General features: G+C 39.6%; 28 protein-coding genes. 4 read left to right on the top strand and 24 right to left on the bottom strand.

Annotated elements, in window-relative coordinates; all coding sequences use genetic code 11:
- Positions 1–67: 67 nt before the first annotated feature.
- The 7 genes from FN924_RS04720 to FN924_RS04690 all read right to left on the bottom strand — a co-directional run bounded on the left by FN924_RS04720 (position 68) and on the right by FN924_RS04690 (position 5,719).
- Positions 68–388 (bottom strand): MazG nucleotide pyrophosphohydrolase domain-containing protein, encoded by a 321-nt coding sequence (locus tag FN924_RS04720; protein WP_143892290.1) that lies wholly within the window; start codon positions 386–388, stop codon positions 68–70.
- Between the two features lie 140 nt (positions 389–528).
- Positions 529–1,071: an NADPH-dependent FMN reductase gene (locus tag FN924_RS04715; protein WP_143892289.1), complete on the bottom strand. Its 543-nt coding sequence runs from the start codon at positions 1,069–1,071 to the stop codon at positions 529–531.
- A gap of 130 nt (positions 1,072–1,201) precedes the next feature.
- The gene (locus FN924_RS04710; protein WP_143892288.1) at positions 1,202–1,495 is read right to left on the bottom strand and encodes a hypothetical protein; all 294 of its coding nucleotides are present in this window, start codon (positions 1,493–1,495) and stop codon (positions 1,202–1,204) included.
- A gap of 170 nt (positions 1,496–1,665) precedes the next feature.
- Entirely contained in the window at positions 1,666–2,616 is a 951-nt protein-coding gene (locus tag FN924_RS04705) for an alpha/beta hydrolase (RefSeq protein WP_407692015.1), read from the bottom strand.
- 179 nt (positions 2,617–2,795) lie between these two features.
- Positions 2,796–3,446: an SDR family oxidoreductase gene (locus FN924_RS04700; RefSeq protein WP_143892286.1), complete on the bottom strand. Its 651-nt coding sequence runs from the start codon at positions 3,444–3,446 to the stop codon at positions 2,796–2,798.
- 91 nt (positions 3,447–3,537) lie between these two features.
- Entirely contained in the window at positions 3,538–4,845 is a 1,308-nt protein-coding gene (locus FN924_RS04695; RefSeq protein ID WP_143892285.1) for an MDR family MFS transporter, read from the bottom strand.
- Between the two features lie 679 nt (positions 4,846–5,524).
- The gene (locus tag FN924_RS04690; protein WP_143892284.1) at positions 5,525–5,719 is read right to left on the bottom strand and encodes a hypothetical protein; all 195 of its coding nucleotides are present in this window, start codon (positions 5,717–5,719) and stop codon (positions 5,525–5,527) included.
- A 412-nt stretch (positions 5,720–6,131) separates the two neighbouring features.
- Here FN924_RS04690 and FN924_RS04685 point away from each other — a divergent pair, with 412 nt between their 5' ends.
- The gene (locus FN924_RS04685; RefSeq protein ID WP_143892283.1) at positions 6,132–6,518 is read left to right on the top strand and encodes a hypothetical protein; all 387 of its coding nucleotides are present in this window, start codon (positions 6,132–6,134) and stop codon (positions 6,516–6,518) included.
- 273 nt (positions 6,519–6,791) lie between these two features.
- On the opposite strand, the gene cysC is transcribed toward FN924_RS04685, so the two are convergent.
- From cysC to FN924_RS04665, 4 genes are read right to left on the bottom strand one after another with little or no spacing between them, the layout of a single operon-like run.
- On the bottom strand, positions 6,792–7,391 hold the full coding sequence (gene cysC, locus FN924_RS04680; RefSeq protein WP_143892282.1) for an adenylyl-sulfate kinase: 600 nt from the start codon (positions 7,389–7,391) through the stop codon (positions 6,792–6,794).
- A 4-nt stretch (positions 7,392–7,395) separates the two neighbouring features.
- Complete coding sequence (gene sat / locus FN924_RS04675) at positions 7,396–8,550, bottom strand: sulfate adenylyltransferase (protein WP_143892281.1); 1,155 nt, start codon at positions 8,548–8,550, stop codon at positions 7,396–7,398.
- 42 nt (positions 8,551–8,592) lie between these two features.
- Complete coding sequence (locus FN924_RS04670; RefSeq protein ID WP_143892280.1) at positions 8,593–9,666, bottom strand: sulfate permease; 1,074 nt, start codon at positions 9,664–9,666, stop codon at positions 8,593–8,595.
- A 12-nt stretch (positions 9,667–9,678) separates the two neighbouring features.
- Positions 9,679–10,383, bottom strand: coding sequence for a phosphoadenylyl-sulfate reductase (locus tag FN924_RS04665; RefSeq protein WP_143892279.1), 705 nt, complete (start codon positions 10,381–10,383; stop codon positions 9,679–9,681).
- Between the two features lie 215 nt (positions 10,384–10,598).
- Here FN924_RS04665 and FN924_RS04660 point away from each other — a divergent pair, with 215 nt between their 5' ends.
- From FN924_RS04660 to FN924_RS04650, 3 genes are read left to right on the top strand one after another with little or no spacing between them, the layout of a single operon-like run.
- A complete protein-coding gene (locus FN924_RS04660) occupies positions 10,599–11,315 on the top strand; it encodes a 2-phosphosulfolactate phosphatase (protein WP_143892278.1) in 717 nt (238 codons plus the stop codon).
- The gene (locus FN924_RS04655; RefSeq protein WP_143892277.1) at positions 11,284–12,069 is read left to right on the top strand and encodes a phosphosulfolactate synthase; all 786 of its coding nucleotides are present in this window, start codon (positions 11,284–11,286) and stop codon (positions 12,067–12,069) included. Before FN924_RS04660 ends, FN924_RS04655 begins: the two co-directional genes overlap by 32 nt.
- An 18-nt stretch (positions 12,070–12,087) precedes the next feature.
- Positions 12,088–12,486: a VOC family protein gene (locus FN924_RS04650; protein WP_143892276.1), complete on the top strand. Its 399-nt coding sequence runs from the start codon at positions 12,088–12,090 to the stop codon at positions 12,484–12,486.
- A gap of 62 nt (positions 12,487–12,548) precedes the next feature.
- Here FN924_RS04650 and FN924_RS04645 read toward each other — a convergent pair whose 3' ends face one another.
- The 13 genes from FN924_RS04645 to FN924_RS04580 form a co-directional block, all read right to left on the bottom strand.
- Complete coding sequence (locus FN924_RS04645) at positions 12,549–13,205, bottom strand: type 1 glutamine amidotransferase domain-containing protein (protein WP_143892275.1); 657 nt, start codon at positions 13,203–13,205, stop codon at positions 12,549–12,551.
- Between the two features lie 35 nt (positions 13,206–13,240).
- Positions 13,241–14,269: an NADH:flavin oxidoreductase/NADH oxidase gene (locus FN924_RS04640; RefSeq protein WP_143892274.1), complete on the bottom strand. Its 1,029-nt coding sequence runs from the start codon at positions 14,267–14,269 to the stop codon at positions 13,241–13,243.
- 175 nt (positions 14,270–14,444) lie between these two features.
- Positions 14,445–14,879 carry a MarR family winged helix-turn-helix transcriptional regulator gene (locus FN924_RS04635; RefSeq protein ID WP_143892273.1) on the bottom strand — a complete coding sequence of 145 codons (435 nt, stop codon included), beginning with the start codon at positions 14,877–14,879 and terminating at the stop codon, positions 14,445–14,447.
- A gap of 147 nt (positions 14,880–15,026) precedes the next feature.
- A complete protein-coding gene (locus tag FN924_RS04630) occupies positions 15,027–15,731 on the bottom strand; it encodes a CAP domain-containing protein (RefSeq protein ID WP_407692007.1) in 705 nt (234 codons plus the stop codon).
- 296 nt (positions 15,732–16,027) lie between these two features.
- Positions 16,028–16,603: a histidine phosphatase family protein gene (locus FN924_RS04625; RefSeq protein ID WP_143892272.1), complete on the bottom strand. Its 576-nt coding sequence runs from the start codon at positions 16,601–16,603 to the stop codon at positions 16,028–16,030.
- A gap of 14 nt (positions 16,604–16,617) precedes the next feature.
- A complete protein-coding gene (locus tag FN924_RS04620; protein WP_143892271.1) occupies positions 16,618–16,902 on the bottom strand; it encodes a hypothetical protein in 285 nt (94 codons plus the stop codon).
- A 24-nt stretch (positions 16,903–16,926) separates the two neighbouring features.
- Positions 16,927–17,679, bottom strand: a complete 753-nt coding sequence (locus FN924_RS04615) for a phosphotransferase family protein (protein ID WP_143892270.1) — start codon at positions 17,677–17,679, stop codon at positions 16,927–16,929.
- Positions 17,680–17,992: 313 nt separating this feature from the next.
- On the bottom strand, positions 17,993–18,403 hold the full coding sequence (locus FN924_RS04610; RefSeq protein WP_143892269.1) for a YrvL family regulatory protein: 411 nt from the start codon (positions 18,401–18,403) through the stop codon (positions 17,993–17,995).
- Between the two features lie 466 nt (positions 18,404–18,869).
- On the bottom strand, positions 18,870–19,970 hold the full coding sequence (locus FN924_RS04600) for an ABC transporter permease (RefSeq protein ID WP_143892267.1): 1,101 nt from the start codon (positions 19,968–19,970) through the stop codon (positions 18,870–18,872).
- The gene (locus FN924_RS04595; protein ID WP_143892266.1) at positions 19,970–21,226 is read right to left on the bottom strand and encodes an ABC transporter permease; all 1,257 of its coding nucleotides are present in this window, start codon (positions 21,224–21,226) and stop codon (positions 19,970–19,972) included. The genes FN924_RS04600 and FN924_RS04595 overlap by 1 nt, the downstream gene beginning before the upstream one ends.
- Positions 21,227–21,237: 11 nt before the next feature.
- Positions 21,238–22,170 carry an ABC transporter ATP-binding protein gene (locus FN924_RS04590; RefSeq protein ID WP_143892265.1) on the bottom strand — a complete coding sequence of 311 codons (933 nt, stop codon included), beginning with the start codon at positions 22,168–22,170 and terminating at the stop codon, positions 21,238–21,240.
- A 122-nt stretch (positions 22,171–22,292) separates the two neighbouring features.
- A complete protein-coding gene (locus FN924_RS04585; protein WP_143897121.1) occupies positions 22,293–22,925 on the bottom strand; it encodes a response regulator in 633 nt (210 codons plus the stop codon).
- Positions 22,918–24,057, bottom strand: a complete 1,140-nt coding sequence (locus tag FN924_RS04580) for a sensor histidine kinase (RefSeq protein ID WP_143892264.1) — start codon at positions 24,055–24,057, stop codon at positions 22,918–22,920. Before FN924_RS04580 ends, FN924_RS04585 begins: the two co-directional genes overlap by 8 nt.
- Positions 24,058–24,097 lie beyond the last annotated feature (40 nt).

Here is a 24,097-nt window from a genome sequence, read left to right as displayed (position 1 = left end):
ATTTCCGGAGCTAGTATAGGCTGTTGTTCGGCTTTTCGGCTTATCCTTTTCGTTATGTCCCAGCCCTTCACGATTCAATATAACGGTTAGTTAACTTATCCTGATGAGACTTAAGAATTTCCTCCAACGAAATGTCATACTTATTAGCAATAATCATGACATTTCCTAACACATCCCCTAGCTCCTCAACTAGCTCCTGCTTCTTTTCTGTAATCGATTGTTCACTCTCATCAGGTCGGTCTCTTCCGATTTCGAGCGCTCTAATTGCTCTAGCCACTTCCCCAGTCTCCTCGGCTAAAAAACCAATTCGAATAAAAATATCCAACTCTGCCCAACCACGCTGTTCATAATAATCTTTTACCCACTCTTGAAACACATTAAGATCCATCGAGTTCCCTCCTTTTGCTAGTTATAGTTTAGCAGATAATATAGGGTGTTTTAGGAAAAGCTCGTCCAGTCCCCGCATAAAGACAACAATTGCTCAAAGAAAAGACCCTATCCTGGTACATCCGGAATAGGGTCTTTTCTTTATCTAAGTGTTTTTAACGCTCCGCTCCAAGCATTCAATTGGTCCAGCATATCGTTCACATTTTTCAAATGTAACTCCGCTGGTTTAAAAGTAGAGAAATTCTCAAAGTCTGTGAACAAGGATAGTGTTGGATGTACGCGTACATCTGCAATCATTAATTCGCCAAGAATACCGCGAAGATGTTCCGCCGCTCTTGCTCCACCTGTAGAACCGTAGCTTACAATTCCTGCTGCTTTGTTGTTCCAAGGTTCACGCGCGTGGTCAATGGCATTTTTAAGAACACCGGTAATACTATGGTTATATTCTTGTACGATAAAAACGAACCCATCAAAGCTTGCTAGCTTTTCGTTCCATGCTGCAATCCCAGGCTCAGAACCGTCTGTTGTGCCGAGTAATGGTAGGTTGTAGTCTAGGATGTCGACAATTTCATAATTCGCATCGTCGCGCTTATCGGCAATCCCTTTCACCCATTCTCCAACCTGCGGACTTAATCGTCCTTCACGAGTACTACCTAAAATGATACCGATGTTTAGTTTTCCCATATGTAAACTCCTTTTGAATAATTTTATAGTATGAAAAGACACATAAAACAGTATAGAACATGAAGATGGTGCCTACAAATAACTTGCTTGAATGAAAAGAACCTACCCTCTACAGGGTAGGTTACGGTGTTTAAGGCTGGACGTTATCTTGTTGTGCTTGTAGATTTACGAGCGCTCGTTCCATTTGGTGCTGGCATTCTTCCACACGCTGTTGCGCTTCAAATAATGGTTCCGTGGAAGTTCCACTCCCATTAATCGCTCTTCCTCGTGCGTGTTGAATCTGATCCTGCACCTCACGAAGTCTTTGTTGAACGTGCTGGATTTGCTCGATGTCTGCATTATTTTTTGCAATGTTTGCTGACTTTTCTAGCCTTTGGGATAGTTCATATAGTTCATGAATTTCATGATCGTTTTGGATTGGCATAAAAAATGTTCCTTTCTTTTTCTATTTGCCATAGTATTTGTGTAAAAAATCATTTTAATCATGTATCCATTATAAAAAGACTCCAATGAGTCTCTTGAACATAGTAACAATACTAAAATTACTTAACTTTTTGGTCTCAATAATCCCCTCATCCTGTATTTTAAATACCACTACATATACTTTCCAACAAAACCCCAAACGGTATCCCAATATAACTCAGGATCTACCTTTTCCGCTTCCCCATGGCCAGCTCCTGGAATGACAAGCTTTTCTTTTTCCACCTTGGCTGCATCGTATACCTCATCTAGCATTTGATAAGGTACGAATGTGTCCGCATCCCCATGAATAAATAACATTGGAGTTGTGCTCTTTGCGACTTGCTTTACAGCCGAGGCTTCATATAGTTCATAACCAGCTCGCACCTTTGTTACCATATTTGCGGCTTGCATCACTGGGAATTCTGGTAACCCGAATAAATCCTTCAATTGATAAATAAACACGTCACTTACCGTGGCATATCCGCAATCCTCCACAATAACCTTCACATTAGATGGTAAGTCTTCCCCAGAAGTCATCATTACGGTTGCGCCGCCCATTGAAATACCGAAGAGAGCGATTTGCGCGTTCGGATCTTTCTCCGTTATCTGGTCAATCCATTGCAGCATATCCATACGGTCATGCCATCCCATTCCAATATATTCCCCTTCGCTTTGTCCGTGACCACGAAGGTCAGGCGCAACCACGTTGAATCCTTGCTCGTAGAAATGACGTACGTATCTGGTCATGTCTGCCGCTTCTCCTGTGTATCCATGTGCCACGATCACCCATTTCGAGGTTTCTTCTTCGTTTTCAAAAAGATTGGCGTGCAATTTCAACTTGAGCTCATCATCGGAAACGATTGACACCGATTTAGGCGGGTGCGATAATTCAAATTGCGTATCCGCTTGCTCTGCCGCTTCCGCTACACTCGCTATCACTGCTGTACTTTGTTCTAAGTGAGGATTCCCCTCTAGAAATTCCTTTTCATCGTTCGCCTTTAACGCGTAATTATAAAAATAATTTCCAACACCGAAAAAACAAACAACCAGTAACACGACAATTATCCCTAGCATAATAGCCATTTTCTTTCTCTTCATCTCGCTTCTCCTCACTGTATCTAATATGACTTCCCCTTTTCATTGCGCACAAACCATAATTATATTTTACCGCAATAAACTACACAAGCATCCTATCCGTTAAGCGCTTACATATTTGTATGATAAAAGAACCTTGCTAATAGCTGCAAGGTTCTTTTTACAGATTAGATTTTTTTCAACGCTTCCTGAATCGTAACAGATCCACCAATGACCTGAAATTCTTTGCCAATCGTCGTATCATTTTCTAATACCCCGAACAATACTGCTGCTACGTCTTCACGAGAAACCTCTCCTCGCTCCACTTTCGCCGCTGCTTGCACTTGTCCTGTTCCAGGATTATTCGTTAAAGCTCCCGGGTGGACAATCGTGTAATCCAAGTCTGTGGCTCGTAGCCATTCATCTGCGTAGTGCTTTGCTGCCACATACGGAGCAAAGGATTCAGGTGCTGCCTGAATAGCTTCGCGTGTTGTATCAAAGGAGCTTACCATCACATAACGATTAACACCAGCTTGTTTAGCCGCTTCGATTGTTTTTACTGCTCCATCTAAATCAACCATAATCGTTTTATCTTTACCTGTGTGTGGTCCAGATCCGGCTGTGAATACCATTGCATCCACACCTTCAGCTGCTTTCGCGATGTCTTCTATTTCTCCTTCAAGGTCCACTTGTACCGTTTCTGCCCCTAATTCTTTAAAGTAAGCAGCTTGTTCTGGATTACGAATCATCGCTCTTGCCGTATGATCTTTACTATCTTGAATAAATCGAACAAGATGTTTTCCAATTTGCCCGTTTGCTCCGACAACTAGAATTTTCATTCATCCCACCCTTTCTTATTCACAGTTCATTATTTATCGTAAACAGAAAGAAAACCCAAGTCCAATGATTGGACTTGGGTTTCTAATATTTCTATTGCTCCACAGCTTCCTGCATCGCATAATCTTGATTCTCTTCCGAGCTAGATTCTGTTTGCTTTCGAACTCTTTCTTCTAAGCTAGGAATGATACGATTAATAATCAGCAATCCAAGTAGCCCTGTAACTAATAGAAATATACTCATCATTTCTTTAGATAGATAAGCCCCTAGTGTTACGGATAGTGACGCTAAAATCATGGAGCCTTGATACGTGAATGCACCAACAGCCATGTAACTACTTCTCTTATCATCTGGTGGAATAGCAGCCATGTAGCTTTGTTGAACAGGAACTCGCATAAGTTCTCCAATCGTTGCAATGACCATCGCGATGAACAAGATCCAAATGTTATCGAAATAACTAATAGCCGTATAACCAATCGTGAATAATATGATAGAGGATACCAACGTATGCTTATCCTTATAGTTTTGGATTAGCTTTGTCACTAATGCGGCAAAAATAACTACTAGCACGGTATTCTCTGTTCTTAAAATACCTGTCATCTGTAACCCATCAATAGACCATTGAAAAACATCTTGGGTTGGCATATCGGAATGCAAGCGAACCGCAATATAATTCGTTAATTGGAATTCAAGCGACTGAATAAACAACCCAGCAATAACAAACAAAATAAACACTTTATCTGTCGCTACTGTTTTATAGCTTTTAAAAATATCCGAGAAGACTTGTAGCCTTCCTGTTTTCTCCTTCGGCTTCGATGCTTGCTCTGGATAGAAGCTTTCCTCAATAAAGAAGATCAAAACAAATGCAAGGACGATAGACATAATTGTCATGCCAATAAACAAGTAGAACAAGAAATCTTCAAATAAGAACGCTCCAACTGCTCCCCCGACTGCCATCGAGAGGTTTCCAGACCAATACATGATGGCATACATGAGCTTCCGCTGCTCCGGCTTACTCACATCAATAAGCATTGCATCCGTAGCTGGCCCCTCAATCCCCCAGCAGATGCTTCCTACTAAGAACATCGCGAAGGTTAATATTGGTGATTCAAACCACGGTGAGTTGGCTAATGTCATCACGATTAACGATAGTGCACGAATGACTTCTGCAGTTACCATTAATTTTTTTCGTCCCATAATGTCGGATAGATATCCGCCATAGAAACCGACTAATGCACCGACGATAATGTTTAAAATTAATAAAATACCAGTTAATTTTTCTCCAAAGTGAACGGCAAAGTATATCGCCATAAACGGAAAAATCATACTTCCAATAATTTCGCTAAAAAATCCGAATATGATTCTTAACTTAATATTCGGGTGAAAATCTCTAAACTTCATGTTCCTAATCCCCCTCTTTCTCTGTTTCTAGGGTTTTTCTCCATCCCCGTTCCTAAATAAAGCATCCTAACGATTACCATAATAAAACTTTATGAAAAGAAAAAATACAGGCATTAGCATGAAACTCTCTCAGACCTAAGGCTGAGAGATACTTTCCATGAATTGTTATTGAAAAGAAACTCTAATACAGATAAAATACAAGTAGGCAATGGTGTATGACCTTTTATGGGGCAAGTCCTTGATAATAGGTTGTGCACCTTTTTTATGGTTCGACCATTTACCAGATTTCCATTTCGTTTACTCGAGAAACTTTCATTAAATAAAAAAAATGGACCCACTCTTTTAGCAGATCCATTTAATATTCGTATTTTTGATAGAGAGGTACTAATCTCTTTACTCGCCATAAATGTATCCATTTCGATGAACAGATACCTGTAACTCTTTAGCGCTTTTCTCTAGCAAATAGAAATAGTAGATGCGTTTTTTAACGATAACTCCAGCATCCATTTCAAGATTAATTAACTATAAACAGCTTCCTTACCATCCACCTTCGTTATTACAACAACCGGCTTCCCCACAGCATTTGATAAGTTGCTGTCATCGGTATTGGGTCTTTTTAAAACGTTTTTTTACTCACACACTGTATTATTTAAAAGTACAATCAAAATAAAATTAATATCTATTGTTTGTTTTGACTAGCTTGAAGTAGTTTTATACCGTTTGTAATAACCCCAACTAAGCCAGTAATTCCGAAAATATACGCAACAAACAATGGAGTAAAAGTTAGAGATTCTGTTTGTATTCTAGACACACCGATAGTAAAGATAAGAAAACTACCTACAAGTGTAATAATCACTCGTTTTTTATAATTCATATATCCAAGCCTCCTAATCAATCCAAACACACACATATATTATCTAGAATCACCTGAAATAACTGACAAATAGTAAATAATACCGTTCATACTAAATAATCATACCCGATGGCACAATACCGAAAGATTCCAAAATTCGTTAGTCTCCTTTGGAGTTAACTTCTGAAATTACCAGTATAAAAGAGAACTTTGAGGATTATAACCCCACTTATTGTGAAGTCTTCCCTTTTATTAACCTAGTGCTTAAAGTAAAGGTTCAACAAAGGATTCTTATCCTTCTCAAGTTAAGACCAAGTTGAATATGATGAGTTACTTCTTAAACACTTGCGCTACGATTGTCTAATAAATCCATATACCCCCATTTTATTACATGTTATAATTCTTTCAAATATAAAAATAAGGTGGGTTTAAAATGACCAATTACTTCCTTGCATTTTCTAGGATTTCTTTAGGTTTCATATTTCTAATTGCAGGTATAAATGGTTACTTTGTAATTTTTAACCTAGAACCCTTTATCGCAACAAGCCCTGAAGCAATGGCATTATTTGAATTTCAATATCTACTCATTATTGAAAAAGCATTAGAAATTATTTGTGGTCTATTATTATTAAGTAATCGTTTTATCCCATTTGCCCTTTCAATACTGGCACCAATTACTACTAACATTCTCTTACTTCATATATTCCTCGACCATTCTCTACTTCTTTTAGCTATTTTAATTGTCGCACTGCATGCTTTTATGTTCTTCTGTTTTAGAAAAAGCTTTTCAGGGATATTTGAAAAAAAACCCTCTCTTTAATTTTTCACTTCATAGTACCAGTCTATTGACCATATACTCTTATTAAATAAGATATCTTACATACATAAGTAGAGTATTTAGTGAATGTTACCTAGCATTAGCATCTCTTGAATATTGATCAGTTCCATTATTTCCTTTGTTTAAAAGCAATTTTCCGTAGGTTCTTATCCATACTAAATAAGCAGCCCATTATTACAAGCATTTGGGCTGCTTATACTTCTCCTATTATTTTGCTATTCAATGAAACCGGTCTATAAATCTTCCACGGTTAATTTATAAGGTGATAATCCCCTTATACTCCAAAAACGCAATAATTAATTGAACCGCTTCCTCCACAGAATTTTCTGCCGTATTAATCGTCAATTCTGGATTAACAGGTGGCTCATAAGGAGAATCAATACCAGTGAAGTCGTGAATTTGACCACTTCGTGCCTTTTTATACAACCCTTTCGGATCGCGATCCTCGCAAACATCGAATGGACAATCAATGAATACTTCAATAAATTCATCGTCTCGGAACAATTGTCTCACCTGGTCCCGATCCTTTTGATAAGGGGAAATAAAAGCAGTCATGACAATAAGTCCACTATCTACAAATAGCTTCGCTACTTCTCCGACTCTGCGGATATTCTCTACGCGATCTTCTGGACTGAAACCTAGCTCTTTGTTCAGTCCGTGTCTCACATTATCTCCGTCGAGCACATAACTTCTAATCCCCAATTTATAGAGCTGTGCATCTAATTCATTTGCTAGAGTTGATTTTCCAGACCCCGAAAAGCCAGTAAACCAGAGGACACTGCTTTTATGTCCATTAAGCTCATGCCTATCTTCCTTCGTTACAACGGATGGATGCCAAACAATGTTTTTTTGCATCTTCTTAACGCCCCGCTTTCATCAGTGATTCAGACATACCTTTTATCAAGATAGTAGCGACTTCCGGTCGTGAGAATTGCTTCGGTGGCATTTGTCCTTCTCTTAGCATAGCTCTTACCTTTGTTCCAGACAGTGCGATATGATCTTCTTTCCCATGTGGACACGTTTTGGCTGTCCCCATGCTTTCACACTTACTGCAATAAAAACTATTTTCAAAGCGAAGGATAGTTATCCCGATTTCCTCTTTCGAGAAGTGGTTAAAAATTTCTTGGGCATCATAGGTTCCATAATAATCTCCTACCCCTGCGTGGTCACGTCCGACAATAAAATGCGTGCAGCCGTAATTTTTACGAACCAATGCATGAAAAATCGCTTCCCTAGGCCCTGCGTATCGCATTGCAGCTGGAAATACGGATAAGAACACTCGGTTTTCCGGATAGTAATTTTCTAATAAGACACGATAGCATTCCATTCGTAGCTCACTCGGGATATCCCCGGCTTTTGTTTCCCCTACAAGCGGGTGTAGTAATAACCCATCTACCGACTCGAGCGCAGTCTTTTGAATGTACTCATGAGCACGGTGAACTGGATTTCTTGTTTGAAAGCCGACGATTGTTTTCCAGCCGAGTGCCTCGAATGTCTTCCGTGTTTCAGCTGGTTCTAAATAAAATGGTTTGAACTTTGGTTTTTCCGGGTATCGTACCATTGTGATTGGACCACCTAGGTACACACTAGGCCGTTCCAATAGTTTTTTTACCCCTGGGTGATTCCTATCCGTCGTTTGATACACGCACTCTGCTTCCAGCTGTTTGTCTGGTTCATATATATCTTCAACCGTCATTACACCGTAAACGTTCCCATCATGAACTAATTTAACCTTTTTCCCTACTTCAACGTGCTGAGCGATTTCATCCTCCACCGGTAACGTAATCGGGATACTCCAAGGAAGACCATCTTTAAGACGCATCGTTTGTACAACAGCTTGATAATCCTCTTCTCCCATGAACCCAGTTAACGGACTATATCCCCCGATTGCAATCAATTCAAGATCGCTTAAGGAAATGGAATCTAACGGTACTTCTTGCTGGTATTCGTCCACCGTAAGTTCTGTATTCACCCGGTTAATCAGTAATCCGCCATGTGGCTCTATCATTATCATCTACCTCCTATTATTGTTGAGACCATTTTTTATTAATGGTCGTTACTTTCTATCTACTAAAGGCTTAGTTTCTCCAAGTTTTGTTTCGATGGGCTTCCACTGGCCAATCCCATACACAACCGTTAAAAACACAATCAAAAGAAGGATGCCTGAAAAGTCGGCATCAATGAATAATTTCACGAGGCTGTAAGAAATCACGAGGGAAAAAACAGGGGACATTGCCCATGTTTTGATGAGCTTCAAAATAATACCTTTTTTCCATATTTGCCTTCCATTATCGGATACACCAACCCCTAAAATACTACAAGTTGTCACTTGCGTATGAGGAACTGGAATCCCAAATAGAGAGGCAATGATCACTAAAGTAGCACCGATTCCAGAAATCGCACTTCCTTGTAAAAGACTTAATTCCGTAATCTTTTTTCCATTTGTTTCGATGACACGGGCACCAAGCAAAATGGCTCCTAATGCTACAAACATCCCACCGAATAATGTACCTTGATTAATCGAAAGAATACCAGCAGCGACTAGAGGACCAACTGCATTCGCCACATTGTTCATCCCACCGGAGAACGCCTCTAGAAATCCTGTGATAATTAACAAAATCGACAGCAACCGAATCCCCTTCTGCCCATAAAGGTTCGGATACGATGCTTCTATTTTTCTGACTGCCTTATTCACGAAGAATGCCAATATGAATGCGACTAATGGTACAAGCAGCCAATACATGATAATGACCAATAGACTTTTTACATAAAGCGCCTGAAACGCAATTCCAACTCCGACTACGGATCCGACTGTCACTTCACTCGTCGATAATGGAATGCCATTTAGATTCGCAATAAACAACGAAATAGCTGCGGAACTAAGAATAATCAGCGCAATCTCAATGGATATAATCGGCTGTGGAATAATTTCCGAACCAATCGTTTTAACCACTTCTCCGCCACCTAAGAACGCTCCTAAAAACACCCCAGCTCCACATATGAGGAGGGCTAATCTTCTCCGTTTCACAGCACCAGATCCATAGGCAATCCCCATCGATGCAGCTCCACCACTTGCACCAATATTTAATGCAAAAAAGAAACCAATCACACATGCCAGTATCGTAATCAATCTAATCAGTCCCTACTGATGCAAGCCGCATTCATTTTTTTCAAAGCTAGACCATCTACCCGCTCTAGAATCGGAATCATTAAAGACTGGCAAGGTACATTTTTCGCAGCCAATACTTGGATAGTTCTGGTCATGCAGCTCGTTGTAATCCAGCTTGTTTAACTCGATATAAGTCCACACATCCTCCCATGTCCAATGAATGAGTGGGCATATTTTTACCTTTTTAAATTGATTGTCCTTGTTGATATATTCTGTATTAGCTCGATTGGCGGACTGCTCTCTTCTCAATCCGGAAATCCAAGCCTCCACTTCATTCAATTCCTTTTCTAAAGGTTCTATTTTCCGTATATAGCAGCATTGATTCGGATTCCGTTCCCATAGCTTATCCCCGTGCTCCTCTGCCTGCTGTGCTAACGTCAAAGCGGGTCTGGTTATCTTCACATGTAGCTTTGGATACCTTTTTTTAATTTTTTCTATTAATTGATACGTCTCTTTAAAATGCAAATCCGTATCTAAAAACACCACGGTAGCATGTGGATTTACTTTAGAGATAAGATCCGTTAAGACGATTCCTTCGGCTCCGAAACTACATGCGTACAGAATGTCTTCCTCATACGTTTGATACGCCCACTTAATGACATCCATAAAGTCCTTCAACTCATGATTCAGTGATTCTTGGACTTCATCATCCCATTTTGAGTACGTTATCTTCTCCATGTTAACCCTCGCTTCCCCTGTATTTTTGACAACTTCCAAAAATAGGTTTATGCCTTAAAGTCAATGTATTCAACTAGGCGAAGATGGTTCGAGAAGCAAGCGCCTATTTTCTTTTATTTGGAGAAAGTGTAACCGAAATGAGCTAGGCGAATATACTTTTTGTAGAGCTTTTGGCTGGGGAGAAAGAAGATTCGTAAAGGGGTAGGAGTAGAAGAATGGAGATTCATATTTTCCAAGGTAGAACAACACCCAAGCAAGCTGCTGATACAACCATTGTGATTGATGTTCTTCGAGCGTTTACGGTCGCGCATTACGCGTTTTTAAAAGGGGTAAATCGAATTTTTCTAGCAGAATCGACGGAACAAGCCTTTCAATGGAAGGCGGAACATCCTTCCTGCCTTTTGGCAGGTGAAAGGGATGGCCTCCCCATTGAAGACTTTGACTTAGATAATTCGCCCTATCACATGCAAGAGAAACAGATAACAGGAAAGACACTCGTCCAAAAGACGACGAACGGGGTTCGAGCTACACTAAACAGTCTAGCTTCATCTACACATGTGTATGTTACGGGATTTACAAATGCAAGAAAGACAGCAGAGTTTGTAAAAGCACACGGAAAAGAAGGGGAGCGCATCCACATCATTGCCTCACATCCGAACGGAGAAGACGATTTAGCTTGCGCAGAATATATCAAGAGTATAATCGAGGACTCGTCTTCGATTTCGGAGAGAGAAGTGATTGACCGCATCATTCACTCCCGTGTGGCAAGAAAATTTTTGGACAATGACCTCCCTGCATTCCCAATTGAAGATATCTATCTAGCTACGAAATCCCTAGACTCGAACTTCGTTATGAGAGTGAATAAAAAGGATAAACTTCCAACGATTGAGAGGGTTATGTATGATGGAGTACGGCTTAGTGTTACCGGATAGAGAGAAAAAGCCGAGGAATAAGGGACTTACGATATTAATTGATAATGGCGCACCTTTACAACTATTCAAGGATACCATCCAAAGCTCCCCTGACTACATTGATCTAGTGAAGTTTGGTTGGGGTACCTCCTTAGTCACAAGGTTCTTGGAACAAAAAATAGCCTGCTTACAAGACAATGGGATTGATTACTTCTTCGGTGGTACTTTATTTGAAAAGTATATAAGCCAGGGAAAAGAAAAAGAATTCTATCAATATTGTAAAAGCTTCGGTTGTAGCTATGTAGAGGTTTCCAACGGGACGATAGACATGTCTAATCGTGAAAAAGCGAGCTACATTTATGATTTATCTAGAGAATTCACCGTATTTAGCGAAGTTGGAGATAAAGACTCTTTGACAGCCAATACACAGGATTCTACCGAATGGATTGAGAACATCGAAGAAGACTTAGAAGCAGGTGCTACCAAAGTGATTACCGAGGCTAGAGAAAGTGGAACAAGTGGGATATGCCGAGAAGATGGCAATATTCGGGCAGACCTTTTTGATCCTATTCGACATTCTGGTATCCCGATGGAAAAGCTTATTTTTGAAGCGCCAACGAAACAAATGCAAACTTTTTTTATTGAACAGCTTGGTTCTAATGTGAATCTATCGAATATCGCTTTATCTGACGTTATCTCCTTGGAGACATTACGTCTAGGATTACGTTCTGATACGTTCCATTTTGAGAACCAAGAGCCTTTAGAAATTGATTGATAGAAAGGAAGAATATAAATGCGAGAAACAAACAAAGTGTTTCATCTAGCTATTCCATGTAAGGACTTGGATGAAACGGTAGATTTTTATGAAAAATTAGGGTGCAAGCTCGCAAGAAGATATGATGACCGCGTTACCTTTGACTTTTTCGGAGATCAAGTTGTGTGTCATTTAAGTCCTGACAATATCGATGAGAAACCTAAGATGTATCCTCGACATTTTGGTATCACATTTTTAGATAAAGAAGAATACGAAGAAGCATTGGAGTATGCACAAAAGGAAGAGCTTCCTTTTTTCCATAAACCAATGGTTCGGTTTGAAGGAAGACAAGAGGAGCATATGACGTTCTTTTTGATTGATCCCGCCAATAATTTGTTGGAATTTAAGTATTATCACGATAGTTCGATGGCATATTAAGTCATCCTTTCAACAGAATAAACCCTGTAACAGCTGTTACAGGGTTTTTACTATACACTACATTATGCTTCTAGAGCCTCGACCACTTTTTCAGCAGTACTTTTACTGGATTGTGGATTTTGACCGGTTACTAGATTTCCATCGCGAACCGAATGATCGGTCCATTTGTCTCCGCTAACAAAGTCTGCACCTTTTTCACGTAATTTGCTTTCTAATAAGAAAGGCATATGTTGATCGAGTTGCATTTCTTTTTCTTCCTCATCCGTAAAAGCGGAAACTTTTTTCCCTTTTACAAGTGGGGTCCCATCCTTGTACACGACGTTCACCAAGCCTGCTGGCCCGTGGCAAACAGATCCAATGACGCGACGATCCTCTGCAAATTGCTGCAATACGTATTGAAGAGTTTCGTTATCAGGAAAGTCAAACATTGTACCATGTCCACCTGGTAAGAAGATAGCATCAAATCCTTTTGCGTCATCTTTGGAAAGTTTTGCCGTATCTTTCAATTCTGCTTCCGCTTCTTTCCATTCTGGCTTATCCTCGATACTGTTAGGGTCTAAAGCAACCTCGCCACCATTCACGCTTGTTACTTTCACATCATAGCCCTTTTCTTTAAACACCAAGTATGGAACTGCGAACTCCTCTAACCAAAGTCCTGTTTTGTGATCATCTGTGATGGTTGTGTGATTCGTTACCACCATAAGTACTTTTTTACTCATTGATTATCCCTCCTACAGTATATATGCCCAAATTTTTAATTTGGAAAACTTACTTGATATTGGGTTGGATAGGTTGTTTCTTTCTTCAATGTTGCAGCTGCCTCGAGCGTCCAATAAGGATTGCGTAACATCCCTCTTCCAACAGCGACAAGATCAGCTTCTTCGTTTCCAATGACTGCATTGGCAAGAACCGGCTCATCTAAACGACCTACCGCGATAACCGGAACATCTAATGCTTTTCGAATTTCTCTAGCCAACGGAACTTGATATGCAACATGCGTACCTGGTTTACCGTGTGCAGCAATCGGACCTTCCCCTCCAGCACTAATATGGAACATGTCGACTCCAGCTTCTTTGTATTCTTTAGAAAAGGAGATGCTTTCCTCGAGTCCATAGCCGCCATCTACATATTCCTTCGCAGAAATACGCATAATGAGTGGCATATCCTCCGGCATTTCACGTTTAACTGCTCGAATGACTTCTTTCCCGAACTTCGCTAAGTCTTTTCCATACTCATCCGTTCTTTTATTCGTAAATGCAGATTGAAATTCGTGAATTAAATAACCATGAGCACCGTGGATTTCGATAACATCTACACCCGCTTTTATCGCACGGCCAACGGCAAGACGGAATTTTTCTACCTTGTCTTGGATTTCTTCGACCGTTAATTCTTTCGGAGTCTTGAAGTCTTTATTAAACGGTATTGCTGATGGGGCAACTGGCTGCTCCGTATCCTGAGCTTTTCGACCAGCATGAGCAATTTGAATTCCTACTTTAGCGCCGTGCTGGTGACAGGCCTCTACAATTCGAGCTAAGGCTGGGATTTGTTCGTCAGACCACAAGCCTAAGTCGTAGTCTGTAATACGACCTTCTGGTTCAATATCTGTCATTTCGATAATAATTAAGCCGGCTCCACCAATCGCGCGACTTACATAGTGTATGTAATGCCAGTCATTCGCAATCCCATCTTTATTTGTAACTGAGTACTGACACATCGGCGGCATCACGACACGGTTCTTTACTTCTAGCCCCTTTAACTTGTAGGGCGTAAATAAATGTTCCATTTGATTAATTCCTCCTTTTTATGAAACCATCATTTCCTAAAAGGCTTCCCTGTTTCATTTATTTCCATTTAATGCATGTGCATGCATTTATTACACAATGAAATGAATCATCCGTCAAACGATTCGCATCATGCTTTTATCCAACAAAAAAAGGCTTCTTTTATAAAAGCCTTTCCTATCCGTTCGAATAATTTGCTGGCAAAAGTAATTTTTTCAAGTCCTCTTGAAGACTACTTTCTTGCAAAGCAGAATCTACCGTTTGATAAAACGTGTCGAACGCTTTATTTAACTTTTCTTCCCCAATTTCGGTAATGGATGTATATAGGTTGCGCCGATCATCCTGACAAATCTCTCGCTGCAAAGCTCCACATCCCTTCGCTTCAAAACGAGCAACCAATCTAGACAAAGCACTTTGGCTCAACCCTATCCTTTTTTGGAGATCTTGTAATTTTAGCTTCTTTTCTGGTGTTTCCGATAAAAATAAAAGCACATAGAATTCTTTTAACGTTAAATCATGACGTTCCTGTAACACTATTTCAAGCTGGTTGGAAACTGTGATATAAATGTCCGTTAAGGAAAGCCATCCAGCTATTTGTTCTGTTTTTTCCATTATCGTCACCTCTTAGAATACTTTTATTATAACGGAAAAATCTAAGTCTATGGAACTACTATTCTTGTCTTTAGTAATCTCGATGCTCGCATAAGACCTCTATCCCAGATAAAAAGCATCTACTTTTGTAAGTAGATGCTAGTTTCTTTATTTCCCTATAAACATCTGTGTCCAGTACGTAGTTCCTTTCGTTTCCACGAACCCCACACCAATCTGTGTAAAGTTTTTGTTTAGAATGTTTGCGCGGTGCCCTTCACTATTCATCCAAGCTTGTACGACGGATGCTGGTGTACGTTGTCCTTTGGCAATGTTTTCTCCAGCTGTTCGATAGCTGATTCCAAACTGTTTCATCATATCGAACGGAGATCCATATGTCGGGGATTGGTGGCTAAAGTAATTTTTATTCACCATATCCTGTGACTTCGTACGTGCGACCTTACTTAGTTCTTCCGAAAGCTTTAGAGGTTGCAAGCCTTTCTTTTGTCTTTCTTTATTCGTTAGCTTCACTACTTCTTGTTCAAATGCATTCACTTTGAAAGAAGCTGACTGTTCTTTTGTACCCTGATCTTCTTCAACCGTAGTGGATTCATTTGAAGCTTCTTCCTCGTTTGGTTGTTCTCCATTTGTTCCTTTTTGGGGAGTTTCTTCTTGTTCTTCATTATTCCAATTCACGTACTTATCCCAGTCCAAGTTTTTCAACCAACCGTATAATTGATCCATACCGAAGGATTGGTGATTCTCGTAAGATACTACTTTCACATTCTGACTACTTGCCGCTACTGGACTAGTAGCAATGAAAAAGGTAAGGACTACCGCAAATACAGCTACTATACTTTTTAGAAATCGATTCAAGATGAATTCCTCCTTATGTTGTGTTCTCCCCTATCTCTATTATCCAGTTTCATAGATTGATCACAATCGACAAGAAGTCTTAGTTTTTGTAACGAGAATGCTATCCATTTTTAATCTAGGAGATAGATTTGACATTTACATGAAGGAGAAATGACAAAAATCGAACAACGACATAGACTTGTTACATAGTCTAGTTCAAGAGAATCATTTGAGGTGGAAAATGGATCCAATTGATAGGACTAAGGATGCTGGAGCTGTTTTCAGGAGGAAAATTTTCGTTGTATTTTCACCTTTTTTTAAAAGTTAACTTTTACAATCCCAGTTTCCTTAGGAAAATCACCTCTAGTAAATTCATTTCCAGTAATAAACTTCCGATAAGAAGTTATTGTTCCATCGTGAGAAACGATAAAAATCCTTCTAGTTCCCATTAGTTTACACCTTTTTATAAACGCCTTCCCTCTAAGATTAAACTCTTCTTCGCTCATTTTATTGATCCCTTTTATCCACCATTCACTTTCTGCTTCCTCATCGAGGTGAAAATCAGGAAAATCAGCTTTGATAGTCTCTTCCGATAACATTTTATCGCAAGGTAATGTTTTCCCTTCTGGAATTTGGGGGAACATTCTTGGGGATACGAGCGGACTCACTATTTTCTTACAGTCTATTCCTTTACTCCAAATTTCCATTGTCTCTAAAGTTCGTCTTACTGGACTACATATTAGTACATCCGTTGGTGATAAAGGCAATTGTTCTCTTAGTGCCTTGGCTTGGTTTATCCCTTCTTCCGTTAGTGAAGGATCTGAAATATGCAGACTGTTGGGTATGTCTAGTGTGTGTTCCCCTTGTCCGTGTCTAACAAATACGAACTCCATTTGACCTCTCCTTTTTAAGAAGAAATGCCCACTCCATTTTTCTGTAGCACTTTGCGAAGATTTTCTTGGCATCTTCTTTGATAGGGTTGTTTATTAAGCTTATTCACATTAAACCTTCCAATACATTGACGTACATTCTTATTTTGAATAATGAGGTCTCTGTATATGGAGTCAGTAAAATAGCCTTGAAACCAATTATATTGTTTCAGATGTTTTATATTTCTACCTATGTCTTCTTCATCTGCTTTCCAAAAAGGTACATATACAGAAAGATTGAACAAATCTAGTAAAATCCTCAACACTTTCCCTCCCCTAGAAATAAGTTACTGCGATAGGTAGTTATCGACAATCCGTATTAGTCGTTGTGAATTCTCCGATTCAACATTTTCAGCTAACCTTGCTCCAGCAATAATCGGAGCCCATTGACATATTTCTGCTCTTAACAACCCGCTCTTTTCACAATACATTTGTACATACATTTCTGCCAATTCAGATGATAGCTGGGAATATAAAAGATATGTTCGATAAATATCCGCACGTATATCACCCGCACTCGCATCGACCCAATCAATTACAAACACCTGATTAGTATCCGCCAAAATCAAATTAAATAGGTGGAAATCGCCATGGCAAAGTCTATTGGTATACGTGATGGACTCCAGCAATTTTAATAATTGAGATTTTTGTATGGGATTTAATATGGGAGCTGCTTGTATTTGACCGTGCAATTTATCATACATAGGTTCTATATTATCTGGAATTATACGATGAATGTTCAGTTGCATTTCGATGGAAAGATTCATATAGTGCGCTGCTTGTTCTTTATTTTTTAAAAATAAATCTCCTAATGTTTCTCCCTTCACATGCTCCATAACAATTGCTTGCTTCCCTTTTATCGTTGTTACCTCATAGATTTCAGGTACCGGAAGTCCACAGGAATAGGCATACCTTTGCTTGTTTGCCTCTTTTTGCGATTCCGTATTTGGCAAGAAATCGTTAAAAACTTTAACTATCTTATGATTCGAAAGATATATATTGGCAGTATTTCCTTTTGCGATTGGATGATTTAAATTCATTAGGTTCTCTCCTACTTGGCTAACTAACTTATTAGCACAATCAAGATTACGGGTTGTTTTTTCGTTTTTGATAGAAATATTTAATCAATATTCAGGTACCAGTCATAAAGAAAACAGTTAAAAATAGTATGGGGTATTCCAGGAGATTCTCGATTTTATTTGTCTGTGATACATAAAGAAGAGAACGAACGCACTGCATGCAAATAAACTAGCGAACAGATAAAGATTTTACTCTATTTACTGTTCCATTACCCTCTTCCCCTTGTTATCTTTGATTAACAGATAGGACCCCCAAACCACTTAGTGGTATTGATTAATCCTTATCATTATCAAATGCAATTTCTACCACCGCTACTAGGCATGCAATCACAACTTCTATTTCAGTAGAAAGTGCAATGCTCTGCATGAAAGCATCTACTGTAAACAATACGAACCAATTTGATATAGATTCAATACAGATGCGTATAAAAAGAATCTTTACTCTTCCTGTTATATTTTGAACACTTAACGTAAAGATAGCTTTGGAGAACAATTCAACCACAATTCCCAGAATAAAAAAGCTGGTAACGAAAAGAACCAATGACCAAACGGATTCATACTGAACACCAAGCAGTTTAAGGATTCCTGCCATTCCAAAAAAATAAAGACAAAAAAGAAAGCCAATTACTAAAATACATAAAATCAGTATGCCTACTACTGTGGCTATCTTTTCTTTAATATTCATATTATTTGAGTTTCACCTCTATCTAATGGAATACCTCTAAGTCTTTGGTGATGTTGACATACCTATAAGAGTGAATTGGATTGCCATGTAAAAGGATATGAAAAGCCTAATCAATTTTTGCACAGAAATAGCTTTAGTATTCAGCTTTTCTTGAGCAAACGTTCAAGCTTACGAAGCAATATAGAAATAACCATGGCAACTGTTAAACAGATGATCATTCGAATGAGTTCGGTTATAAACCAATTATCTAAAATATTTAACCCATTTGTTATCTGTAGAAGGACATATACAGATAAGATGGTTGAACTTAAATTCAAATCAATTGTTTTCATTTTATCTTTCCTTTAGTAAGAGAAGTCTCTATAATTATACCATATTTTTCCTTAACTAGATTTTTTCTATAAAAAACCCCACAAATGGCTGAACACAAAATGTGAGGAAAATGACTTACAAGCTCCTTATCTACCTATTTACTTCTCCGCTCGATTAGATTAATTCCCAATCCCATCGCTATAACACCAATAAGTAACATCGTCAGTAAGGACATAAGCACATCCTGAAACCCTGCTTCATAAAAAATAACGCCCATAATTGCATCCATTGCGTGCGCCATTGGGAACAAGTCGGCGACAAAGATTAGTACTGGATTCGTTATCGTGCCTGGCATCATATAAGCGCCACTAATAAGCGGAAGCAATGGAATAAAGGATGGATAGATAGCGTAAAATTGTTCTGGTGTTTTCACAAGCCCTGTAATTAGCATCGCAACACTAATCATGCTAAACGTGAAGAACGCAGAAATTAAAATAATTAATCCAAAATTATCTCCAATATTATAGTTCATGACATACTTAAACAACGTAAGCACTACTACAATTTGAAAAAGGGTAATGAGAAAGCTATATAAAACATACCCACTATACATACTCGTTTTACTAATCGGGGACAGGATCATTCGATTCCACACGCCGGACACCTTGTCATGCGTCACATTATTCACTCTCAACCCGAGAATAAATATTGCAATTAGAAACGTAAAGGCAAATAATAATTGCGTGCTCATGTCATAATCCGGAACCTCTTCACTATGAAGCCCTTCTGTCTCTATCTGGAAAGGTGCATCTTCTAAATAACGTGCAAATTTATCCCGAACCTCTTCACTTCCCTTAGATTGTGCCACTGCACTAATCTGAGCTTCGCGTTGGAATACTTTATCGACGTGCTGTTCAACGAGAGATACTGTCGGCAGGTCACTAGTTGCGTAGATACGGTAATCCATCTCCATGACTTTCACCGCCACATCTAGATTTCCAGATTTCACATCTTTTTTAGCCTGCTCCGGTTCCACTATTTCGAATTGGAAGGAATCCTCGTCGTTTAATAGCGTTTTCCACTTCGTTGTGATTTCTGCAGCATTCTCTCCCTCACTAAAAATGGCTACCTTCGTTGGTGTATGAACACCTCCTGCAAATATTAGGGTCGCGAAGATACTAGCAGCAATAAATAATAAAAGGATAATAGGATTTCGTTTTTCTTTTGAAAATTGTGCCCAAAAGACTGCTCTCATCACGCGTTCCCCCTTTTTGGATACAGGATTAAACCAACTGTCGTGCTCAGCACAAAGAATCCGACCAACACGAAACTCGGTCCAATCAAGGATGCTACCTGCTCGTATTGAATCCAATCTGTGAGCATTACTAAAGACACTCCGTTCGGTGTCCATTCCCCGATTTGCTGAAGCCAATTAGGTAAGATATACACTGGAACGAAATTTCCTCCAATTATCCCAAACAATAAAATGACAAACATAAAAATCCCATTCGCTGCATCCACATTCCCTACTCTTAGAGAAATTGTCGTAAAGACAGCAGCTAAGCCAGCAATGGATAAAGAAAGTAGCGTTACAACCCCTATCGTACCTAACCAGAAAGTTATGGATCGTCCATCAAATACACCTAAAATCAAGTTAGACAACACAAAAACGATCATAATCTGTAGCCAAGCTAAGCAAAACGTCGAGACCATTTTCCCTAACAAAAATAAAATCGGCTTACTATTCGTCAATAAAATACGATTGAATACTTGCTGCCTGATTTCCTCTCCCGTTTTCGTCGCTACGGTAGATGCAAGAAATAACGCAAACAGTGCTCCCATCGCAATCGTAAAGTAATGCCCTAACGTAAAGCTCTCCTCCGCCCCTAGCTTTTCAAGGCCACCTTTTGGAAGCTGACTATCCATAGCTGGAGAGCCTCCAACATGCCGTACGGCGAATTGCAGATTCACTTGCTCTAAATAGCCATCTATGATGGTCTTTAATGTCTCCGTGTTATTCGTTTCTTCCTCGATTTTGAACGTTAAAGAAGTAGTAGGGGCTACACCTACAAAAGCAGCATACAAACTATCCTCTGAAAACCCCGACGGGATCACAAGTACACCATCTACTTCTCCCGCTTCCACTTGTTCAATTGCTTCTTCTTCCTCAAGCTGATGCACGGTCACCCAATCCTTCACCCCATCACTAGTCAAGTAATCTAGTAACATCCGAATAGGGGACATATGGCCTGCTTGTTCCACTAATCCTTGTGCTGTTGCTTCGTCAAAGGAAGCATCTTCTACTAGCCTTTGCTTGAGGGACTCCATAGAATCTGCTTCGTCCTGATTCACAACAGCGAGCTCCATCGACATCTCTTTTTCTTCTCCAAATAACCCTGAGAAGGCAAAATTCAAGACGACTACAAGAATAATAGGAAGGACGAGGACCGTAACTAGCTCTTTTTTATCTCGCCAAAACAGTAACAAGTCCTTACTTATAAAACTTCTCATCTTAATCCCTCCTAATCTCGTAATGTTCGTCCCGTTAAGTGAAGGAACACGTCCTCCAAACTAGGGGTTTCGGTTTGAAATTGAATGATTTGAGTATGGTGTTGATCCGTGAGATAAACGAGCTTGTTTATAATATTGCTCCCTTTCTTCGCAATAATCTTCAACTGGAGCTGCGCTGCTTCTACCTTACGAATTCCGTCTATAGAACGCACCTGCTCCACTAAGGATTCATCCATCTTGTCTAGTGCTACCTTTATCGTATCCTCGGTGGACAAAATACTTAGCAGCTCCGCTTTAGAACCTGCGGCAATCACTTCTCCGTGATCCATAATGTACAGCCGGTCACATAGCTGCTCGACTTCCTCCATATAATGACTCGTGTAAAGAACAGTTGTCCCTTTTTGCTCATTCAACATACGTACCATTTCTAAAATATGATTTCGTGATTGCGGATCAATTCCAACCGTAGGCTCATCTAAAATTAAAATTTGTGGTTGATGAAGGAGAGCTGCCGCAATATTGACACGTCGCTTCATCCCACCAGAAAATGTTTTGACTAAATCCTTTTGACGATCCTTCAAGCCAACGATATCTAACGCTTCTTGAATACTCGTTTCAAGCTCTTTTCCTTTCATCTTATAAATAGAGCCAAAGAATTTAAGATTTTCGTAAGCGGAAAGCTCCTGATAAAGCGCCAATTCCTGTGGTACAACACCTAAAATCCGCCTCATCTCGCCAGGTTTTTGAATCGTGTTGATTCCATTTAACTTAATCTCTCCCTCTGTTGGCTTAATCAAACTGGAAATCATGGAGATTGTCGTTGATTTCCCTGCACCATTCGGGCCTAGCAAACCAACGGATTCGCCTTTATTTAAAAATAAATTTACGTCCTGTACGGCTTTTTTTCCTTTAAATGACTTGCTTAAATGAACCGTTTCTAGCATTTTATTCCCTCCTACAGATCCCTTAGGTATCTTCATATTTGCATCATAAAACAAAAAAGCCAAAGCCACTACTGACTCTGGTCACTCGTTATTCCGTGCATTATTACTTTTGTCACTTTTTCTTAAACCAACCGATGACGAATCGCATAAATCGCTAATTGTGTCCGATCCCTTAGCTCTAATTTGTCTAAAATATGACTCGTTTGATTTTTCACAGTGCCTACCGACAAGCCTAACCGTTCAGCGGTCTCTTTATTATTCAACCCTTCTCCAATACACTTTAAAATGGCTCTTTCTCTAGGGGTCAAGGTTTCATTCCCCTTTTCCTCCTCTTGATCCTGAAGTAATACAGGCATGACCTTTGCTGCAACTTGATCTTCGATGGAGAGACCTCCTTGTAAGGCACTCCTAATCGAACGTATTAAAGACTCTGTATCTCCATTCTTAAGCATATAGCCACTTACCCCTAGCTTTAACGCTTCCACCACATATTGATTATCATCAAACGTCGTAAGCATTAAAATTTTCAGGTTAGGGAAGCGCGTTTTTATGGTCTTCGCTGCTTCAATTCCATCCATTTCTGGCATTCGAATATCTAAAATCGCCAAATCAAACGACTGTTGGTCACATAGCTTAATTGCTTCTCGTCCATTATCCGCTTCTCCTGTTACCACAATCTCTTCATCTGTTTCTATCATGGCTTTTAGCCCTTGTCGCACCATCACTTGGTCTTCTGCTAACAGCACCTTAATCACGATATCCACTCCGTTCCGTTAATCGCACACTACCTCTTACGATAAAATGATGATCCCCTTGATCAATTTCTAACGAGCCACCGACTTTTTCTAATCGCTCTCGCATCGCTTTCAACCCATAGCCCTCTTGAAAATAAGGATTTGTTTCCGTTACATTTAGGACTTCAAAACGAAAAACACTTCCGCCAGGCGATTCAAACGTCACTTGCGCATCTCTGGAAGCACTATGCTTCATAATATTCGTTAGCGCTTCCTGAACTCCACGATAAATCGCAAAGGACTGCTCTCCTGTTAATGGTGCTGCAAACGCACCATGTTTAACGGAGAAGTTCACTTTCATGAAGCTTTCCAATTCTAATTTACGAATTAAGCGAATAATCCCTTGCAAGCCACCAACCTCATGCTGCTTAAACGACTTCACCGCTCGTCTCGTTTCCTCCAGGCTTTGCTCTGCAAGCTCCTTGAGACTTTGAATCTTTTCCTTCTCTTCTTCTGCAGCAGTTAAACGGAATGCCTCCACTTGCATAACAAGCGCGGTGAGCTTATGTCCAACAGAGTCATGGATTTCATGTCCAATCAGCATCCGTTCATCCTGTCGCACCTGCTCTTCCTCTGCAAGAAGTAGACGCTTCATTTTTCGATATTCATCTAGTAAAGCATCATTCTTTTTCTGTAGCTCTATTTCTTTCTTATGTACCGATTGGTAATACACTAAGGCTATGACAGTAAATACGTAAACAAGCACACCCCAAGTTAAGGTGGAAGTTGGAAGAGACGCATTCCTCACGATGCAGATTGCACTTCCTAGTTGAAAACAGAGGACGACTAAGCTTTGAAAGCGAGTAAGATAAAAAGCCGCTTCTGCTAAAAGTAATAGATGAATCGGAAATACGTATGGATTCCATGCTCCGTCTATCGGATAAAAAACAACAACCGTTGCGATTGCTTGCAAAGAAAAAAAGATCGTTTGGATAACTGGTCGCTCGGCAAATAAAGGTAGGATGAATAACAGAATAAAAAATAGACTAGTGCCGGCTACTTGTCCTTCCTTTATGCCAGATGGGAATTCTAGTAATGCGAAGCCCCACGCGACTATCTGGAGTCCGAGCCATATAAAATACGTTTTTTTCATAAGTAAACTCCTCTACGGAATTTCTTTCTCTATTAAGTAT

It is taken from the genome of Radiobacillus deserti (assembly GCF_007301515.1).
Taxonomy (GTDB): domain Bacteria; phylum Bacillota; class Bacilli; order Bacillales; family Amphibacillaceae; genus Radiobacillus; species Radiobacillus deserti.
Note: the sequence above shows the minus strand (reverse complement) of the source record. Positions and strands in the feature narration are given on the sequence as shown.

Coding starts and splice junctions, on each gene's coding strand:
- FN924_RS04720 (WP_143892290.1), bottom strand. CDS start 388: ATGGATCTTAATGTGTTTCAAGAGTGGGTAAAAGATTATTATGAACAG.
- FN924_RS04715 (WP_143892289.1), bottom strand. CDS start 1,071: ATGGGAAAACTAAACATCGGTATCATTTTAGGTAGTACTCGTGAAGGA.
- FN924_RS04710 (WP_143892288.1), bottom strand. CDS start 1,495: ATGCCAATCCAAAACGATCATGAAATTCATGAACTATATGAACTATCC.
- FN924_RS04705 (WP_407692015.1), bottom strand. CDS start 2,616: ATGGCTATTATGCTAGGGATAATTGTCGTGTTACTGGTTGTTTGTTTT.
- FN924_RS04700 (WP_143892286.1), bottom strand. CDS start 3,446: ATGAAAATTCTAGTTGTCGGAGCAAACGGGCAAATTGGAAAACATCTT.
- FN924_RS04695 (WP_143892285.1), bottom strand. CDS start 4,845: ATGAAGTTTAGAGATTTTCACCCGAATATTAAGTTAAGAATCATATTC.
- FN924_RS04690 (WP_143892284.1), bottom strand. CDS start 5,719: ATGAATTATAAAAAACGAGTGATTATTACACTTGTAGGTAGTTTTCTT.
- FN924_RS04685 (WP_143892283.1), top strand. CDS start 6,132: ATGACCAATTACTTCCTTGCATTTTCTAGGATTTCTTTAGGTTTCATA.
- cysC (WP_143892282.1), bottom strand. CDS start 7,391: ATGCAAAAAAACATTGTTTGGCATCCATCCGTTGTAACGAAGGAAGAT.
- sat (WP_143892281.1), bottom strand. CDS start 8,550: ATGATAATGATAGAGCCACATGGCGGATTACTGATTAACCGGGTGAAT.
- FN924_RS04665 (WP_143892279.1), bottom strand. CDS start 10,383: ATGGAGAAGATAACGTACTCAAAATGGGATGATGAAGTCCAAGAATCA.
- FN924_RS04660 (WP_143892278.1), top strand. CDS start 10,599: ATGGAGATTCATATTTTCCAAGGTAGAACAACACCCAAGCAAGCTGCT.
- FN924_RS04655 (WP_143892277.1), top strand. CDS start 11,284: ATGATGGAGTACGGCTTAGTGTTACCGGATAGAGAGAAAAAGCCGAGG.
- FN924_RS04650 (WP_143892276.1), top strand. CDS start 12,088: ATGCGAGAAACAAACAAAGTGTTTCATCTAGCTATTCCATGTAAGGAC.
- FN924_RS04645 (WP_143892275.1), bottom strand. CDS start 13,205: ATGAGTAAAAAAGTACTTATGGTGGTAACGAATCACACAACCATCACA.
- FN924_RS04640 (WP_143892274.1), bottom strand. CDS start 14,269: ATGGAACATTTATTTACGCCCTACAAGTTAAAGGGGCTAGAAGTAAAG.
- FN924_RS04635 (WP_143892273.1), bottom strand. CDS start 14,879: ATGGAAAAAACAGAACAAATAGCTGGATGGCTTTCCTTAACGGACATT.
- FN924_RS04625 (WP_143892272.1), bottom strand. CDS start 16,603: ATGGAGTTCGTATTTGTTAGACACGGACAAGGGGAACACACACTAGAC.
- FN924_RS04615 (WP_143892270.1), bottom strand. CDS start 17,679: ATGAATTTAAATCATCCAATCGCAAAAGGAAATACTGCCAATATATAT.
- FN924_RS04610 (WP_143892269.1), bottom strand. CDS start 18,403: ATGAATATTAAAGAAAAGATAGCCACAGTAGTAGGCATACTGATTTTA.
- FN924_RS04600 (WP_143892267.1), bottom strand. CDS start 19,970: ATGAGAGCAGTCTTTTGGGCACAATTTTCAAAAGAAAAACGAAATCCT.
- FN924_RS04595 (WP_143892266.1), bottom strand. CDS start 21,226: ATGAGAAGTTTTATAAGTAAGGACTTGTTACTGTTTTGGCGAGATAAA.
- FN924_RS04590 (WP_143892265.1), bottom strand. CDS start 22,170: ATGCTAGAAACGGTTCATTTAAGCAAGTCATTTAAAGGAAAAAAAGCC.
- FN924_RS04580 (WP_143892264.1), bottom strand. CDS start 24,057: ATGAAAAAAACGTATTTTATATGGCTCGGACTCCAGATAGTCGCGTGG.